The 17,550-nt window shown below is 63.9% G+C and carries 15 protein-coding genes; 9 read left to right on the top strand and 6 right to left on the bottom strand.

What is annotated here, in order from left to right:
• The first annotated feature begins 262 nt into the window (after positions 1–262).
• Positions 263–445, top strand: a complete 183-nt coding sequence (locus IVB31_RS11070; protein WP_247321728.1) for a hypothetical protein — start codon at positions 263–265, stop codon at positions 443–445.
• A 365-nt stretch (positions 446–810) separates the two neighbouring features.
• Entirely contained in the window at positions 811–2,556 is a 1,746-nt protein-coding gene (locus tag IVB31_RS11065) for a tetratricopeptide repeat protein (protein ID WP_247321727.1), read from the top strand.
• 569 nt (positions 2,557–3,125) lie between these two features.
• Here the strand turns inward: IVB31_RS11065 and chrA are convergent.
• Together chrA and IVB31_RS11055 are read right to left on the bottom strand one after the other, a co-directional pair.
• Positions 3,126–4,511: a chromate efflux transporter gene (chrA, locus tag IVB31_RS11060; RefSeq protein ID WP_247321726.1), complete on the bottom strand. Its 1,386-nt coding sequence runs from the start codon at positions 4,509–4,511 to the stop codon at positions 3,126–3,128.
• Positions 4,511–5,329, bottom strand: a complete 819-nt coding sequence (locus IVB31_RS11055) for a chromate resistance protein ChrB domain-containing protein (protein ID WP_247321724.1) — start codon at positions 5,327–5,329, stop codon at positions 4,511–4,513. Before IVB31_RS11055 ends, chrA begins: the two co-directional genes overlap by 1 nt.
• Positions 5,330–5,545: 216 nt before the next feature.
• Between IVB31_RS11055 and dmeF the strand changes: the two genes are divergently transcribed.
• From dmeF to IVB31_RS11030, 5 genes are all read left to right on the top strand, one after another.
• Positions 5,546–6,502 carry a CDF family Co(II)/Ni(II) efflux transporter DmeF gene (gene dmeF / locus IVB31_RS11050; RefSeq protein WP_247321722.1) on the top strand — a complete coding sequence of 319 codons (957 nt, stop codon included), beginning with the start codon at positions 5,546–5,548 and terminating at the stop codon, positions 6,500–6,502.
• Between the two features lie 94 nt (positions 6,503–6,596).
• Positions 6,597–7,424, top strand: coding sequence for an N-acyl homoserine lactonase family protein (locus IVB31_RS11045; RefSeq protein ID WP_247321711.1), 828 nt, complete (start codon positions 6,597–6,599; stop codon positions 7,422–7,424).
• Positions 7,425–7,507: 83 nt separating this feature from the next.
• Positions 7,508–8,386 carry a DMT family transporter gene (locus IVB31_RS11040; RefSeq protein WP_247321710.1) on the top strand — a complete coding sequence of 293 codons (879 nt, stop codon included), beginning with the start codon at positions 7,508–7,510 and terminating at the stop codon, positions 8,384–8,386.
• Between the two features lie 314 nt (positions 8,387–8,700).
• Positions 8,701–9,336 (top strand): hypothetical protein, encoded by a 636-nt coding sequence (locus IVB31_RS11035; RefSeq protein ID WP_247321708.1) that lies wholly within the window; start codon positions 8,701–8,703, stop codon positions 9,334–9,336.
• A 79-nt stretch (positions 9,337–9,415) separates the two neighbouring features.
• Positions 9,416–11,479 (top strand): methyl-accepting chemotaxis protein, encoded by a 2,064-nt coding sequence (locus IVB31_RS11030; RefSeq protein ID WP_247321706.1) that lies wholly within the window; start codon positions 9,416–9,418, stop codon positions 11,477–11,479.
• Positions 11,480–11,501: 22 nt separating this feature from the next.
• Here the strand turns inward: IVB31_RS11030 and IVB31_RS11025 are convergent, their stop codons facing one another.
• Both IVB31_RS11025 and IVB31_RS11020 read right to left on the bottom strand, forming a co-directional pair.
• Complete coding sequence (locus IVB31_RS11025) at positions 11,502–11,690, bottom strand: hypothetical protein (RefSeq protein WP_247321704.1); 189 nt, start codon at positions 11,688–11,690, stop codon at positions 11,502–11,504.
• 31 nt (positions 11,691–11,721) lie between these two features.
• A complete protein-coding gene (locus IVB31_RS11020; RefSeq protein WP_247321702.1) occupies positions 11,722–12,879 on the bottom strand; it encodes an MFS transporter in 1,158 nt (385 codons plus the stop codon).
• Between the two features lie 163 nt (positions 12,880–13,042).
• Between IVB31_RS11020 and IVB31_RS11015 the strand changes: the two genes are divergently transcribed.
• Positions 13,043–14,302, top strand: coding sequence for an adenylate/guanylate cyclase domain-containing protein (locus tag IVB31_RS11015; RefSeq protein WP_247321701.1), 1,260 nt, complete (start codon positions 13,043–13,045; stop codon positions 14,300–14,302).
• 27 nt (positions 14,303–14,329) lie between these two features.
• Here the strand turns inward: IVB31_RS11015 and IVB31_RS11010 are convergent, their stop codons facing one another.
• The gene (locus IVB31_RS11010; RefSeq protein WP_247321699.1) at positions 14,330–15,574 is read right to left on the bottom strand and encodes an MFS transporter; all 1,245 of its coding nucleotides are present in this window, start codon (positions 15,572–15,574) and stop codon (positions 14,330–14,332) included.
• Between the two features lie 166 nt (positions 15,575–15,740).
• Here IVB31_RS11010 and IVB31_RS11005 point away from each other — a divergent pair, with 166 nt between their 5' ends.
• Positions 15,741–17,096, top strand: coding sequence for an Nramp family divalent metal transporter (locus IVB31_RS11005; protein ID WP_247321697.1), 1,356 nt, complete (start codon positions 15,741–15,743; stop codon positions 17,094–17,096).
• 39 nt (positions 17,097–17,135) lie between these two features.
• Here IVB31_RS11005 and IVB31_RS11000 read toward each other — a convergent pair whose 3' ends face one another.
• Positions 17,136–17,492, bottom strand: coding sequence for a hypothetical protein (locus IVB31_RS11000; protein WP_247321695.1), 357 nt, complete (start codon positions 17,490–17,492; stop codon positions 17,136–17,138).
• Positions 17,493–17,550: the final 58 nt, after the last annotated feature.

Genomic DNA, 17,550 nt, shown 5'->3' with positions numbered 1-17,550 from the left:
GCATCCAGTACGCCGCGGCCTGTCTCCTCAATCACGACTGCCTCGGAGTACTGGGTCGCCCGGTCAAGCCGGGCGACGACAGCGGGAGTAGGGCAAGACCAGCCGTCGCGCCGATACACGCCTCAAACAGCGGACGTGCGGCTGCGATCTCGCGGCCTGTTCTGCCCGAGTTTTGCTTCGTCGCATCGCCCTTGTGGAAACAAGGGCGCAGGGAAGGCCGGGCGCCGGCTGGCACCCGCAGGTCCGTGCACGATAGAAATGCATGCCTGTTACGCTCGACGCCGTCGCGTCCACCGCTGCCCAGCCCGCGGTTCGTGACGATCGCGATCCGCCCCTTGTCTCGGGCCCGGATGTCGCGGCTGTTTTGCCCGACGGGCAAGGGTGCGACGAGGTAGGTGACGAATTTTTGCCTGAAGGGCGCGTACTCATCAACGGCAGGTTCTGAGGGCAAAGCGGAAGTCGCCCCGCTTGGTTTGCGGAAGCCTAAAGGGAAGTTGAACGGATTTGCCTGAAGCTGATCTTCTACTTTTGATTTGCTTGAGCGCTGTGACCTAATTCACATCGTAAAAGCCATTTACGTGTGAAGCATCATATGATGCTAGCTTGGGCCTTGCGGGTTGCGAGCTGAAACGCGAGATGTTTTAAGCAAAGTGAGGTCAGATGAACCTTGCCGATCTGCTAAACAATTTGCGGAGCCAGCACAGGCCTGGATACGTATATCGTGGCCAGGTCCGCTCTTACGGAAGCCCTTTGGTGCCTTCCGGATACCGAAAGAGCGTGAGGGAGCCGATAGACATTCAGCGATCGTCCTTGAGACAAGTTGAACCGGTCAAATTCGTTCGGTTCGAGCAATCAGGCTCAGCCTTCTCCGATATTTCTGCGATCGATGACATGAGGATGCGCGTTCGACATCTAGTCTACGCTTGGCTTGGATACGGCCTGGGTGAGATCCTGTGCCAGCAAGCAGGCTTAAATTCTGAAAGTCTAGACGTAACTGTCGATCCCGATATCGCAGCAGCCTTCGCTAGCTATCAATGGAGCCCGAGCGGCGGTAGCACGCAATTCATCCCCTATTTTCAGCTTTCAAGTCCGCCATCGCAGGGCGTGGTGTACAGATGGTCTGTGCCGGATAGTGCTCCCTCGTTCGAGTCGGTCAAGGCCTGGAATTTCACGGGATGCCCGGCATATCTTCCTTCCGTCCAGGTTCTCCAGTTATTTTCTACGTGCTCAATAGCGGCTGAATTTGAAGCAAGTCTCGAAAACTATCGAGACGCAATAGCCCAAGGTGTGCGCCCTCGGCCGCTCGAACTGATTAGGCTACCTGAAGCTATAGCGAAGGCGTCTCGCACCATCAGACAGAAAGCTGGTCTGCTAATTCCAGACACACTGGTTTATCGACCGCTTTGGCGCAGCGCATTTCCCGATCTCCCCCTGCCAGAACGGGGAGCTTGGGACGGTCCACCTTTGATCGAAGATTTTTCTCGCAGCAGGAACGTCGAAATCTTTTACTTCGATCACACGCGCAATGAAACGTCGGATATTGCGGTCGACCCGAATAGCCTCATTTCGGACGACGACTTGGAACGAACACTCACGTCCCGCTGGTTGCGCGACATCGTTGCGGCTCAATTGGCAGGAGCGCTTCCCTGGGCAGAATTCGAGAAGGCTATCCACCTTTTTGGGCACGGCGACGATACAATCGTCAAGAAGCTTCAAGTTGGACAACTCGGTGGAAAAGTTGCTGACGTTGCACGCAACGCGAAGGAAAAGGCAGATCGAATCGCTGACGCGATCGCGGTTGGCGGTGAGGTCCCGTCACTGCCTGAGGCCGTCAGAATCGCGCAGATATGCTTCCAATATAAACTGTGGGATGAGGCGGAGCGCCTATACCGTCTTGCTGCCGAAGCGGCAGTGAAGGCGAACGACGCCGAGACAGAGCTCAAATCCTTGGGGATGCTCGGCACAACCTTGATGAAGCTCGGGCGTCGTATCGAGGCAAGAGTAGAGTTCCTGCGGGCTATTGCTGTATGCGAAGCTCTTCACGCGTCAACACCTTCGCGGGATACGTTTCGGGTCCTTTGCGCTGCACACCAAGGGTACTTTGGAGCTTTTCCAAACGAAGAAGACGATCTACCTGGACTATATAAAAGATTCATCGAACGCTTTAATGGGAAAATCGATGACGACGCTCAAATTGAATTGGCAAAACTTCAGTACGACGGAGCGAACGTTCTGCTCGGGCGGCACAATTTTCGGGAATCTTTGGAGCAGTTCAAGATTGTTATTTCGAGATTGAAGAAGCTGCGCAATCATACATTCAATGTTAGTCGCCTCTATAGTGAAACCTTGTTCTCCATTGCCAATTGCAGAGAACAGCTCGGGGATATTCCTACTGCACGATCAAGTTTCAAGGACTTGTTGATCCGACTAAGTCGAGAAAAGGAAAGGCACAATGAACTGCGAGACTGGACGGCCCACGTGGAGGATATCGTCCGCAATCGTTTGAAAGAAACCGATAAGAGCGATCGTCACTCTGAAGCGTCTGGAGATATATGATACGCGCTTTGGCCCGCATTCGGCGCTCTATTTTGTACGCTGCCGGGGCTGATCGGATTTGATCATGTTCAAGACAAGCTTGGTCCCTGCGCAAGGGCCAATCTCATGATGCTTAGTGCCTCTTTCTTCAGCGGCTGCATTCTTGGCGTCATTGCCGGGATGGACCGGCATTGAAGCCGCGACCAACGCAAAGGCTCATAGAGGGCTTCTGGAGGGCAAGGCGGAAGCCGTATCGCTGGGGCATCACCGACGGCTTATGAGCCAGAGCTGACTATCAACGGACGGTCAGCGCGCGAAAAATGCAACGATAAGCACACCCAACAAAATAGCTACAGCTGCCCAAAACAATATGCCGATGAGGATCTCTATACAGGGTAGCGCCATTTCAGCGCGCGGCGCAAGAAAAGCAAAACCACCACTTGCTCAAACGGTTCAAATTGCATCAATCCAACGCCATCTGCCGGCAAAACGCCATGCGCCTCTTAGTTCAAAGCCGCGATGCAGCCCCGTCGGCTGCAACGTCGCCTCCGACAACAAACCGGACGCGGCGTACCCTATGAGCAAACTTCCTAGATCATCCCCACCATCCGCAATGCCACGCCGGCAGCACAACTGCCGGCGAGCACCGTCAGCATCCCGAGTTTGAACCGGAAGATCGCCGTTGCGGCCGCGATCGACAGCAGCAGCGCCGGGACGTCGACGCTGGTCAGCACCGGCATGTCGAAATTCAGCGGGAAGGCGTGAACCGGCACGGTCTCGCGGAACAGCGTGTGCAGCGCGAACCAGATCGAGAGATTGAGGATCACGCCGACCACCGCAGCGGTGATCGCGCTGAGCGCGCCGGCTAGCCCGGTGTTGCCGCGCAGGCGCTCGATATAGGGCGCGCCGACGAAGATCCAGAGGAAGCAGGGCGTGAAGGTAACCCAGGTCGCGAGCAATCCGCCCAATGTGGCCGCAAGCATCGGCGACAGTCCGCTTGCGTCGCGGTAGGCCGCCATGAAACCCACGAACTGGAGCACCATGATCAGCGGGCCCGGCGTGGTCTCGGCCATGCCGAGGCCGTCCAGCATCTCGTGCGGCTTCAGCCAGTGATAATGCTCGACCGCCTGCTGGGCGACGTAGGCCAGCACGGCGTAGGCGCCGCCGAAGGTGACCAGGGCCATCTTCGAGAAGAACAGCGCGATCTGGCTGAAGACGTTGGCCTGCCCGAGAGCCAGCAACAGCGCGATCACCGGCACCAGCCAGAGCGCGAGCCAGAGTGCGCCGACGCGGATTGCGCGCGCGGTGTCGGGGCGGACATGTTCGGGCACGGCGTCGCCGAGCATGCTGTCGACCACGGCGCTGCTGGCGCCGGGGCCGTGACCCGCCGGGGCAAACTCCGGACGGCCTTGCCTTGCGCCGATATATCCGATCACGCCGGCGGCGATGATGATGATCGGGAAGGGGACGGCGAAGAAGAAGATCGCGACGAAGGCGATTGCCGCGAGCGCGATCATGATGCGGTTCTTCAGCGCGCGCTTGCCGACGCGCACCACGGCCTCGACGACGATGGCCAGCACAGCGGCCTTCAACCCGAAGAACAGCGCCTCGACGAAGCTGACATTGCCGTAGGCGGCATAGACGTAGCTCAAGCCCATGATGGCGATGATGCCGGGCAGGATGAACAGCCCGCCCGCCATCAGCCCGCCGGCGGTGCGGTGCATCAGCCAGCCAATATAGGTCGCGAGCTGCTGCGCCTCCGGTCCCGGCAGCAGCATGCAGTAATTCAGCGCATGCAGGAAACGGCCCTCGGAGATCCAGTTCTTCTCCTCGACCAGGATGCGGTGCATCACCGCGATCTGGCCCGCGGGCCCGCCAAAGCTTAAGGAGGCGACGCGGAGCCAGACGCGAAAGGCTTCACTGAAGCTGATGCCGTGACCGGCATCAGCTCCCGTTTGAAGGTGACGTGCATCCATTACGCCTTCACCTTGTTGGTCGGCCAGTTGTGGGTCTCGGCCGTCGCGTCGCGGCACCAGCGGTAGAAGGCGTCGTAGAGCAGCATGCCGGCCTCGAGCTGCTCGAGGTCGTCGTCATACATCCGCGACAGCCCGAGCGAGGCCGCGAGCAGACCGGGTGCTTCCGGCGCCAGGTCGGGCCGCGCGGTGTCGGCCCCGCGCACCAGTGTTGCCAGGCGGAGCAGGGACGGCGTGGCAATGCCGAACTCTTCGATCATCACGTCGAAGGTGCAGAGCTCGCCGCGGTGGCTCCAGAATACGTTCTCGATGTCGAACGGGGCGGCGTTGAAGCGCTCGCCGACGGCGACCACCTCGGACGGCGCCACGAACAGGAACACCGCGTTGGGATCGACGAAGCGGCGGATCAGCCAGGGACAGGCGATGCGGTCGACCTTGGGACGTGCCCGCGTCACCCAGACGGTGCGGCCCTTGGCATCGCGCGGCGGCAGCTTGCGGGCGTCGACCAGCGGCAGCTTGGCCGCCTTCCAGCCCTCGAAGCCGTCTTCCAGGGTTTCGGCGTCAGCGCCGAGCTGCCTGAGCCAGGCCGCCGTGCCCTGCGCGAGCTTGGCGCCGCGCAGGCAGGCGACGATGGCGGAGCGGCCGGCGAACTCGCCGCCCCATTCCGCAACGGTCTCGTGGCTGAGCTTGATCGAGCCGGGGATCAGCCGCCGGTCGGCGGCAAAATCCTCCTCCGTGCGGACGTCGATCAGGACAGGCGCGTTGGCGGTGCCGATCAGGCGCGCCAGTTTATCGGATGATATCGTGGTGAACGTAGGCATGTTGATGCGTCCTCGCATAAACCGAACGGGACGCGATACTTGGGCATGTCGCCTCGTGGGGAGATCGCTCAAATCCCCATGGCGCAGATTACAGCGAAACAAAGCGGAACTGTCAATCCGCAGGACGATTGGGCCATAGAAGACGATTGGCCTTAGAAAATGGGTCTCCGCCCGTCTATAATGGCCGCCGACAGCCTGAATCTTCTGGAGAATTCGATGCATTCCCACTCCATCGAACAATGGACCCATGACCACGCCTTCCTCGGCGACAAGCACGACGAGAACGAGCGGCGCACCTGGCTCGTGGTCGTCCTGACGCTGGTCATGATGGTCGGCGAGATCGTCGCCGGCTCGCTGTTCGGCTCGATGGCGCTGCTGGCCGACGGCTGGCACATGGGCACGCACGCGGCGGCGCTGGGGATTGCCGCGTTCGCTTATCGCTTCGCGCGCCGGCACCTGGGGAACTCGCATTTCACCTTCGGCACCGGCAAGTTCGGCGATCTCGCCGCCTTCGCCAGCGCGATCATTTTGGGTTTGATCGCGGTCGAGATCGCCTATGAGAGCGTGCTGCGGCTGTTCACGCCGGTGCCGATCGTCTATGGCGAGGCGATTGCGGTCGCCGCCCTCGGCCTGTGCGTCAACCTCGCCAGCGCGTGGCTGCTGCGCGGCAGCCACGATCACCATCATCACGGCCATGCCCATGATGATCATGAGCATCATGATCACGACCATGATCATCACCATCACCACCACGACAACAATCTCCGCGCCGCCTACGTCCATGTCATGGCGGATGCGGCGACCTCGGTGCTGGCGATCGCCGCGCTCGCGGTCGCCATGTCTTCCGGATGGGTCTGGGCCGATCCGGCCGTCGGCCTGATCGGCAGTGCCGTGATCGCAAGCTGGGCATTCGGCCTCGTCAAGACATCGGGCGCGGTGCTGCTCGACGTGCGCGCCGACGAGAAGCTCGAGCGCACCATCCGCGCGCGGATGGAGATCGGCGACGACCGCGTCACCGATCTGCATCTGTGGCAGGTTGGACCCGGCCATTGCGCGGTGCTGCTCTCGGTGGTGTCGGACCAGCCGAAGCCGCCGGCCGTCTACAAGCGGCGGCTCGCCGGGCTGAAGGGGCTGAGCCACGTTACGGTCGAGGTCGAGACCTGCTCGCACTAACGCGGCTTACGGAATTCTGCGAACGGGCCGGGGTTGATCCTCGGTCACAGCCGACATGGCTGAAAAGGACATGGCTGCAAGGGAGAAACAAAAGATGCCAAGGATCAAGCTCGCTCTCGCCATCGCTGCACTGGCTCTCTCCGGCGCTGCGGCGCTGGCGCAGTCGGAAAAGACCGGTGTCGAAAAGCTCTACGTCCTCAATTGCGGTGAGGGCACCGCCGGCGACATCTCGCGCTGGACGCCGGGCCTGAACGAGGGCAAGACGATGGACTTCGTCGACAGCTGCTATCTCATCAAGCACACCAAAGGCTGGTTCCTGTGGGACACCGGAATCGCCGATTCCGTTGCGGCCATGCCAAATGGCTTGCCGCCCGCCGATCCCAAGGCCGTCACCTGGCGAAGGCCGAAGACCCTTGCCGCCCAGCTCGAACAGCTCGGCATCAAGCCCGGTGACGTCAAGGCGATGGCGGTCTCGCACACCCATCCCGACCACACCGGCAATGTCGAGCTGTTCCCGCAGGCCACGCTCTACGTGCAGAAGGCCGAGTATGACTGGCCGGGCGCCAACAACGAGCCGCGCTTCAAGCCGTCACATCCCGTCGAGCTACTGTCGGGCGACAAGGATGTGTTCGGCGACGGCAGCGTCACCATCCTGTCGACGCCCGGCCATACGCCGGGACACCAGTCGCTGCTGGTGAAGCTGCCGAAGACCGGCGCAGTGGTGCTGTCCGGCGATGCGGTGCACTTCAAGGACAATTGGGACAACCGCCGGGTGCCCAGCATGAACGCCAGCAAGGACCAGAGCGCGGCCTCGATGCAGAAGATCGCCGACACGCTGACCAAGGACAAGGCGCAGCTCTGGATCAACCACGACAAGGCCCAGCGCGACAGCCAGAAGATGGCACCGGAGTTTTACGACTAGCTTCCCGGAACGCCCCTGTTGCCACTAGGGTGGCAGCAGCGTCGTGCTAGGCGCTGCGCAAAGCTCCGGGGCGGGAGACGATCGTGGGCGAGTGGGCCGGGGTTGCGATCGCACTGGTGTCGAGCAGTCTCGGCGGCACCGCCGCGGCGATCACCCGCTATCTCGTAGGCGGCGCCGATCCGATCCTGCTCGCGATCCTGCGCTGGGGGATCGGGTTTCTCTGCCTCCTCCCGTGTGCGCTGATGCTCCGCGTGCGCTGGCCGCAGCGGTCGGACTGGCCGGCGGTGATGCTGCTCGGCGTCTGCTTCTTCGGCCTGTTCTTCATCCTCTACAACATCGCGGTGTCCTACACGACCGCGGCGCGCGCCAGCCTCGCGCTGGCGACGCTGCCGCTCCACACCATGGTGGTCGGCGCGATCCTCGGCGTCGAGCGGCTGACCGCGCGCAAGGTCGTTGGTGTCGGCATCGCGGTGCTCGGCGTGGCGGGAGCACTGGCCGCAGGCTTGGCGCAGAGCCCGCCGGGCGCCTGGCGCGGCGAGATGATCATGACCGGCGCCGTGTTCTGCATGGCGTTCTACAACGTGCTGTCGCGACCGCTGATGCAGCGCTCCAGCCCGCTCGGCTTTCTCACGATCGGCATGGGCGCGGGTGCCGCCGTGCTGGTGCTGGCGGGCCTGATGAAAGGCAGTTTCGCGGCGCTCGATCACTTCACGAGCGCGCAGTGGGTTGCCGGCGTCTATCTCGGCATTGGCGGCGGCGCGCTCGCCTTCATCCTCTGGGTCATGGCGCTGGCGAGGGCAACTCCGACCCGTGTCGCCAATACGATGACGGTCAACCCCATCGCCGCCACCTTGCTCGCCGCGCTGCTGATCGGCGAGCCGATCACGCCAAATCTCCTGATCGGGTTGATCGCGGTCTTCGCCGGAATCTGGATTGCGACCGGCGAGACGAAGGCGATGTGATCAACTCGGCCCAGCGCGACGTCCGCTTGCCGCAATTCGTGCAGGCCGAGGCGGGTGGATGCGGAGCGTGGTTATTGTTGTGCCCATAGTTTCGGCATCGATGATCGAACAGGAATGTCGTTCGAAGAGACCGGCCATGCGTTCTCTGAAATCCCGCACAGGCCTTCACTTAAGCGTACTTTAAAGAGTCGGCCCATATGCATGCTGGCGTGCATAATTCAAAGGGCGGCAAGGATATGCGGAATGCGATGGGGCGGCGTCAGTTCTTGTGCGGTTGTTGCGCGGTGCTTGGAGCGACTGCACTGCCGCGGCGCGTGAGCGCCGCCTCCGATCCCGAGATCGTTCCCGTCGAGTTTGCGAGCTTTCACGATCAGACGTTCAGCAACGAATATCTGCAGTTCATGAATGTCACGATCCCGCCCGGACAGATCGCGGCCTATCACCGGCATACGAGAGACTTCGCGCAGGTGTACATGGCCGTCTCGGATGCGGAGGGGACCCCGCTCGGCGGCAAACCCGTCATCACGCCGCGCAAGGTCGGCGAAGTGCTCTTCACCAACTACACGAAGCAGCCGATTGTGCACCAGGTTGCCAATGTCGGCTCCAGCGATTTCCGGATCATGGGCTTCGAGCTGTTCGACTCGCAGCCGGGCCGCTTTTCACCGCTAGCTCGCCCCGAGCCTTATGTGTCGGTCATGGATAACCACCGCGTGCAGGCCTGGCGGTTGATCCTGCCGCCGGGCGAGGTTGCGCCGCCGATGCAGCAGGCGGCGCCCGGCGTGCGCATCGTGGTGAAGGGTGGCGTGCTGGTCGAAGGCGTGCAGGGCAAGCCGGACCACAAGCTCAACCTGAAATACGGTGATTTCGCGTGGCAAAACACCGGCCCGGTACGGACGGTGCGAAACACGGGGACATCGACCGTCGAGCTTGTCGAATTCGAACTGAAATGAGGGGACGCGCGGGCGGCGTGAGGACCGGCGAGCGCCGGGCCCCACCTTCCGGGCTTGAATGCGAATGAGGGGCTGGCGCGTGTCTATCAAGCAGTCGGGAATTGCCATCGCGGCCCTGATGTCAGGCGTCGTCGTACTGACCTCAGGTCTTCAACTGAGCGAACGCTGGAGCGCTTACCAGAACGCCATCGCGGCGCACGCCCTGGAGACCCGCCTGGCCGCCGGCTTCGATGCCGTCGGCAACCTGACCATCGAGCGGGGTCCCGTCAATCGGGCGTTGCTCGGGAAATCCGCGGCGGATGATGCGGTGCTCAAGGAGTTTGCCGACAATCGCCGAACGAGCGACGAGGCACTGACAAAACTGGAGACGCTTGCCCGCGGTGACGCTGACTTGACCCAGCGGGTCAAGGCGGCCGCATCGAAGATTGCGGCCGCGCGTGAGGAGGCCGCTTCCTATTGGCAGAAGCCGCTGAACGAGCGCCCGGCGGGCATAGCGGCCAAGGCCATGCGAGACTACGCCGAGGCCATGGCGAGCCTGAATGAACTGCTGGAGTCCGGCATCAAGGCGACGATGCGGCTGAGCACCACCGCGGGCAACCTGCTCGATGTCGCGCAGAAGGGCTGGGTGATCCGGCAGACCGCCGGCCAGGTCTCGCTGTTGATTTCGGGGCTCGTGACCTCAGGCCGTCCGGCCACATTGGCGGAGCGGGACGAACTCAGTGCTGCGAACGGCCAGATGGCGCGGCTTTGGGTTGAGATCGTCGACCGCGGCGATGACGTTCACGCGCCCAAGAACACGCGGGCCAGCGTCGGCACCGCCAGGGATCGCTATTTCGGTTCGGACAAGCCGCTGCGCGACGGACTGACCAGGGCCGCGTTCAACGGCACCTCTTACGAGGTGTCGGTGGACGAATGGCGCAAGTCCGCCACGGGCGCGAACGCTTCGCTGCTGGGTATCCGCGATGCCGCCCTTCGCGACGCGCAGGCCGTGGCCGAGCAGGACGAAGCCAATGGGTTCGGGGGCATCTTGTTCGCCGGCGCGGCCATTCTGGTCGTTCTGGGATTGTCCGCAGCATCATCGCTGCTGCTCGTGCGCCATCTGCTCACGCCAATCTCGAAGCTGTCGGAGGTCATGGCCCGGCTTGCCCGCAACGAGGAGGCCGAGGTGCCATTTGCCGCCCGCAAGGATGAGATCGGCGGCATGGCGCTCGCGGTGCAGGTGTTCAAGGAGGCCATGGCCACCACCAATCGACTGGCTGGAGAGCAGGCCGCCGACCGGATCGTCAAGGAGAAGCGCGCTGCGCGTCTCGAAGGCCTGGTTCGCGATTTCGAGACCAAGGCGGGGGCCATGGTGGCGCTGCTGGCGTCGGGGGCGACCGAGCTCGAGACCACGGCGCGATCGATGTCCTCGACCGCGACGCAGACCAAGGGGCAGGCGACAACGGTCGCGGCGGCGGCTGAGGAGGCGAGCGTGGGCGCGAGCACGGTCGCCTCTGCGGCCGAGGAACTGACGGCATCGATCAGCGAGATCAGCCGCCAGGTCGCGCAATCCTCGACGATCACCGGCCGGGCGGTGGCCGATGCGCAGCGGACCGACAAGATCGTGCAGACATTGGCCGAGGGCGCCGAGAAGATCGGGACGGTGGTGACCTTGATCCAGGCCATCGCCGCTCAAACCAATTTGCTGGCCTTGAATGCGACGATCGAGGCGGCGCGGGCCGGAGATGCCGGACGAGGCTTTGCCGTGGTCGCCTCCGAGGTGAAGATGCTGGCGACCCAGACGGGAGCGGCGACTGCGGAGATCGGGGCCCAGATCGCGCAAATTCAGACCGCCACCAAGGAGGCTGTCGACGCGATCCGCGCAATTGCCGGGACGATCGAAGAGGTCAGCTCGATCTCGAACGTGATCGCGACGGCAGTCCAGGCACAAGGCGTGGCGACGGCGGAAATCGCCCGCAACGTTCAGCAGACGTCGCAATCGGTGAAGGACGTGACGGCGAACATCAGTGGTGTGAGCAAGGCGGCAACGGAAACGGGCGTCGCGGCGACCGAGGTGCTGAGTGCTGCAGACGGCTTGTCGCGGCAGGCCGAGCAACTGACGAGCGAAGTGGGCAGCTTTGTCGAGGACGTCCGGGCCGCCTAAGGCGCGACGGCCGGATCATGCATCAGCGGGGCGCCGCGACCGGCGGTGGCCCGCCCTCCGGCGTCTTCTTCGGCTTCAGTGACCCGGCATAGAACGAGATCAGCCAGACCAGGATGATGGCGAGGAGATAGACGCCCCAAGCCTGCGGCGGCGTGGTCGCCCAACGCAAGAGGCCTTTGAATGTGCGGGGCGGGCTTGTGTCTTCGCTCATGCTCCGCTTGTGCGCGAAAGCTCCGGCCCGGTCAATCCGGCCGCGGTTCCGCGCGGATCAGGAACAGCGCGGCCAGCGCCGAGAGGCTGAGCGCCGATGACACGATCAGCACCTTGGCTCCCATGACGTCGATCAGCAGGCCGAAGGCCAGCGGCGCCACCGCCTGCGCCATCCGTGCCGGCGCGCCGATGATGCCGAGGCGATAGCCAAAATCCTTGGGGCCGAAGATCGACAGCGGCAGCGTCCCGCGCGCAATCGTCAAAATGCCGTTGCCCGAGCCGTGGAGCAGCGCAAACGCGCTTGCGGCGGGAGCGCCGAGGATCGCGAGGACGGCCGCGCCGAGCGGATGGGTGAGGCAGGCCAGACGCGTCGACCACAGCGGGTGGAAACGGCTCAGAAAACCCGCTTCGAGAATACGCGCGGCCACCTGGGCCGGGCCGATCAGCGCGCCGGCCGCGATCGCCTCGACATGCGTTGCGCCCGTTGCCTCCAGCAGGCGCGGGAAATGGACAGCCATCGCGCCGGTGACGGTCCACACCGCGGCGAAGACGAAGGCGAGCAGCACCATGGTGCGGTCGAGCGGGACATGCGGCTTTTCGGCCGTCGCCGCGGCCTGCTTGGCGCCCTTGATCGCCGGCAGCATAAAGAAATTGAGCGGCAGACCGATCAGGATGTTGGCCGCCGCCCAGGCAAAGCAGGTCTCGCGCCAGCCGAAATGCGACAGCCCCCAGGCGGTGAGCGGCCAGCCGATGGTCGAGGCAAAGCCCGCCATCAGCGTGATGCCGGTGATGGGCCTGCGCGCCTCGGTGCCGTAGATGCGGCCGAGGGCCGCGAAGGCGGCGTCGTAGAGCCCCATCGCCATGCCGATGCCGAGCACCAGCCAGGCAACCGCCATCACCGCCACCGATTGCGAGAGACCGAGCAGGACGAGGCCGGCCGCGATGGTCAGGTTCGAGACCGAGAGCACCTGCCGGCCGCCGACGAGATCGATCTGCCGCCCGATGCGCGGACCGAGCATCGCCGAGATCACCAGCGCGGCCGAGAACGCGCCAAAGACCCAGTTGGAGGAAATGCCGAGATCGCGCGCCATGGGATCGGCGAGCAGCGCCGGCAGATAGTAGCTCGAGGCCCAGGCCAAGGTCTGCGTGGTACCGAGCGCCATGATGATCGGAAGCTGGCGCTGGGTCATATGCCGGTATTTCTGATCGGCGGTGTCATCATTCGCATTTGCCGCCCGAGGCGGGAGCGCGTCAACAGCGTCCGCGACATATGCGACCTACAGCGGGTGGAAGCCTTGACGCAAGGTCCGCGCCCCGCCTTTCGCTCGTCACGAATGCACGGCATAATGGCGCATGCAATCGACCTCGCGCCTTGCGCTGATGAACTGGTTGGCCCGCCAGGGACTCACCGGCCTGCCCGAACCCGAACTGCTGCGCGGCTTCTGCGAGCGCTGCCGCGCCGAGGGGCTGGAACTCTCCCGTGGGCTTGTCGTCATTGATACGCTGCACCCGATCTACGAGGGACGCGCCTTCCGCTGGAGCGATACGCCGACCAACGAGAGCGACGTCGTCGAATACGGCTCGACGGCCGAGGGCGACGCGGCCAACAATTGGCGCCGCTCGGTGTTCTATCATTTGCTCGAGCATGGTCACGACGAGATGGTGATCGACCTTGCCGACGCGCCCTCGCTCGATTTTTCTCAAATCGGCGAGCTCGCCGAAACGGGTCACCGCCATTTCCTCGCCTTTGTGCACCGCTTCGGGGAGACCGGAGCACTCGGGCAGATGGACTGCCTCTACTCCTCCTGGACAACGCGACGCGAGGTTGGCTTTAGCGACGCCGAGCTCGCCGCGCTGCGCGATCTCGTGCCGGTGCTGGGGCTTGCGATCAAGTCGGCGCAACAGGTCGACATCGCGCGCACGCTCGGCCGCGTCTATCTCGGCCGCGATGCGTCAGAGCAGGTCTTGAGCGGACGTATCTCGCGCGGCGTCACCGAGCGCATCAACGCCGTGCTCTGGTATTCCGATCTGCGCGGCTCGACCGGCATCAGCGAGAGCATCGGCCCCGACGAGATCATCCCGTTCCTGAACGACTATGCGCAGGCCGTGATCGATGCGATCCACGACGCCGGTGGCGACGTGCTGAAGCTGATCGGCGACGGCGTGCTCGCGATGTTCACCGGCGAGGACATGGCGCATGCCCGCCGCGCGGCGTTGCGCGCCGAGCATTTGTTCCGCAAGAACGTCGCGGCGCTGAACCTGCGGCGGGGCGCCGAGGGCCGTCCCACCACCTCCGCCTATATCGGCCTGCATGTCGGCGAGGTCTTTTACGGCAATATCGGCAGCGAGGACCGGCTTGATTTCACCGTGGTCGGTCCGACCGTGAACGAGGTCAGCCGCATCGCCTCGATGAGCCGTTCGGTCGATCGCGAGCTGCTGGCGTCGTCCGAGTTCTACAAGGGCCTCGACGCCGCCGGCCGCCGCTACCTTGTCTCCACCGGCCGCTACGCGCTGCGCGGCATCGGCCGCGCGCAGGATCTTTACACGCTCGATCCGGAAGTTGACGCGAGCGAGCCGGTGACGGGAAGCTACGAGCGGTATCTGACGGGGTAGGCCGGCTGTTCCAATGACGCGGACGGGCTAACACCTCACCGCCGCCTCATCGCCCACCATTTTCGGCTGCCGATCCAGCGCCACCGCGGGTGACAGCCAGATCACCAGCGCCTGCACGCCGAATACGCCCGCCGCGAGATACAGGCACGCTTCCGCGCTCCAGAGGCCGCCGACGATCGCGCCCAGCGCCGAGCCGAGCGGGCGGGCGCCGTAGCTCATGATGTTGATGGCGGAGACCCGTCCCAACAGGCGCGGCGGCGTCACCGACTGGCGCAGCGTCGTGGTCGAGATCACCCAGAGTATTGGTCCGACGCCGAGCAGGAAGAAGCTCAAGGCAGCGAGCCAGGGGGAGGGGATCAGCACTGTCAGCGCCATCACGACAGAGGCGGCGAAGCCCGTGACCGGGCCGAGGCCGACCACCGTGCCGAAGGCGATGCGCTTCATCACGCGCGTGGCGAACAGCGCGCCGATCACCATGCCGATTCCGTACATCGTCAGCACGGCGCCGACACCGGTCGCCGACAGGCCGAGATGGCGCACGGCGTAGGGCACGAACACGGCGATCTGCAGGAACCAGCCGGTGTTGAAGATGAACTGGGTGATGAACACCGGCCGCAGCAGCGGATGGTGAAACACAAAGGCCGCGCCCTCCCGGATGTCCTGGAACGGATGCCGCCGCGGCGAAGGCGCGCGTGCGGGCTCGTAGATGCCGGAGAGCAGCACGACCGCAATGGCCGAGAGCGCCGCCGCAAAGCCGAAGGCCGGGCTCGCGCCCCACCAGCCCACCAGCACGCCGCCGAGCGCAGGCCCGCTGGCGAAGGCGATGGTGCGTGCGAGCTCGATGCGGGCATTGGCCGCCGGCAGGAGGTCCGACCTCACCAGCGAGGGCACCAGCGCCGGCGCCGCCACGCTGTAGACGACGGTGCCGCACACTGCAGCGAAGCCGAGCAGCGCCAGCAGCGAAAGATTAAGCGCGCCGAGCGCGAGCAGCAGCACGATCGCTGCGAGCGCGACGGCCCGCAATGCCTCGGCGCCCGCCATCAGCGAACGGCGGGAGATGCGGTCGGCGAGCAGGCCGGCCGGAATGGCGAACAGCACGAAGGGCAGCGTGAGGGCGGTCTGCAGCAGTCCGGTCTGGCCCTCGGCCACGCCGAGCGTCAGCACGGCGACCATCGGGGCGGCGGCCAGCGCGATCTGCTCGGCCGATTGCGCCGCGAGATTGGACCAGGCGAGGCGGTTGAAAGTGTCGGGAAGGCGGGGCGTGGCTGACATGGCTCATATCCTGCAAAGTCGAATTTGCGCCAGTATCCGGCCTTCAGCGCGGCCAAACCCACCCGCTTCCCGACAGCACCGGGCATCACGGCCCAGACGGAACCGATGCGGCTAGATGCAGTTGCAAATGAGTTGCAATAAGGCCCGACTTCGGTATTCTGATCCCATGGATGCACGATCACCTGACCTGACCCGTGACACCGCCGGCTGGCGCCTCGATGCTCCCACCACCAAGAGCCTCGCCGAGGTGAACGCCTCGGTGGCAATCCCGACCGCAGGGGTATGGTGGCGCCGGCTGCTCGCTTTTGTCGGTCCGGGCTATCTGGTGTCGGTTGGCTATATGGACCCCGGCAATTGGGCGACCGATCTCGCCGGCGGGTCAAAGTTCGGCTACACGCTGCTCTCGGTCATCCTGCTCTCGAACCTGATGGCGATCCTGCTGCAGTCGCTGGCGGCACGGCTCGGCATCGTCACCGATCGCGACCTCGCGCAGGCCTGCCGCGCGACCTATTCGCCGGCCGTGAACTTCATCCTGTGGCTCGCCTGCGAGGCGGCGATCATCGCCTGCGATCTCGCCGAGGTCATCGGCACCGCGATTGCGCTCAAGCTGCTGTTCGGCATTCCCCTGATCGGCGGCGCCTTGATCGCTGCGCTGGATGCCTTTTTGCTGCTCATCCTGATGAACCGTGGCTTCCGTTTCCTCGAAGCCTTCGTCATCGCGCTGCTCGTCGTGATCGCAGTTTGCTTCACGGTCCAGCTTGCCGCTGCGGCGCCGCCGGTTGCCGATATGCTCCGGGGATTTGTGCCGAAGACCGAGATCTTCACCAACCCTGAAATGCTCTACATCGCGATCGGCATCATCGGCGCGACCGTGATGCCGCATAATCTCTATCTGCACTCCTCGATCGTGCAGACGCGCGCCTATGAGCGCAACGACACCGGCCGGCGCGAGGCGATCAAATGGGCGACGACGGACTCGACCATCGCGCTGATGCTGGCGCTGTTCATCAACGCGGCGATCCTCGTGGTCGCCGCCGCAACCTTCCACAAGAGCGGCCATTCCGACGTTGCCGAGATCGGCCAGGCCTTCGAGCTGCTGTCGCCCTTGCTTGGTCTGGGCATCGCTTCGACGCTGTTCGCGGTGGCGCTGCTCGCCTCCGGCCTCAATTCAACCGTCACTGCGACGCTCGCCGGCCAGATCGTGATGGAAGGCTTTTTGGATTTGCGTCTGCCGAGCTGGGCGCGCCGCCTGCTCACGCGCGGTATCGCGATCATTCCGGTGATCGTGGTCACCGCGATCTATGGCGAGCGCGGCACGGCCGATCTGCTGGTATTCAGCCAAGTCGTGCTGTCGATGCAATTGCCCTTCGCCGTCATCCCGCTGGTCCGCTTCGTCTCCGACCGCCGCAAGATGGGCAAGTTCGCCATACCGGTGTGGGTCGCCGCGATCGCGTGGATCGTCGCGGCCATCATCGTGGTTTTGAATCTGAAGCTGCTGGTGGATACGCTGTTCGCATCGTGATTGTTGCGCGCGACTGCGCATCAAGTGCTGAGGCTGCAATTACGCATTTGGCTTCCGGCCAACCGGGCGTCGCGGCTGGTAAGGACTGCGGGGATTTACGTCGAGATCGACAATCTTCACGCATTGTTGGCGCTCGCGATGGCTTGAGCCCGCGTGCCATTTTCCCTTCTGAAGCTCGACCTTCGTCATCTCCGCCAGCTTAAAGCACTTCCATGCCCCTCCGGGCGGCAAGCCTTTGCTGGAGCTGCCGGCAAACTGAAAGGCGAGCGTGCGTTCCTCGCCATCGGTATGGCCCAGTATTGCGGGGCAAATTGAACGCCGGTGCCCTTGATAGACACAGTGCACCTGCTGGCGCTCGACCATGCCCCGCGCGATCAGATCATAGGTGCTCGACAAGGAAACCTCCGGCGCTGGTCCCATCCTCGCAGTTACGAACTGCAGGCTTATGAGGTCG

It is taken from the genome of Bradyrhizobium sp. 21, from assembly GCF_023073335.1.
GTDB lineage: Bacteria > Pseudomonadota > Alphaproteobacteria > Rhizobiales > Xanthobacteraceae > Bradyrhizobium.
Note: the sequence above shows the minus strand (reverse complement) of the source record. Positions and strands in the feature narration are given on the sequence as shown.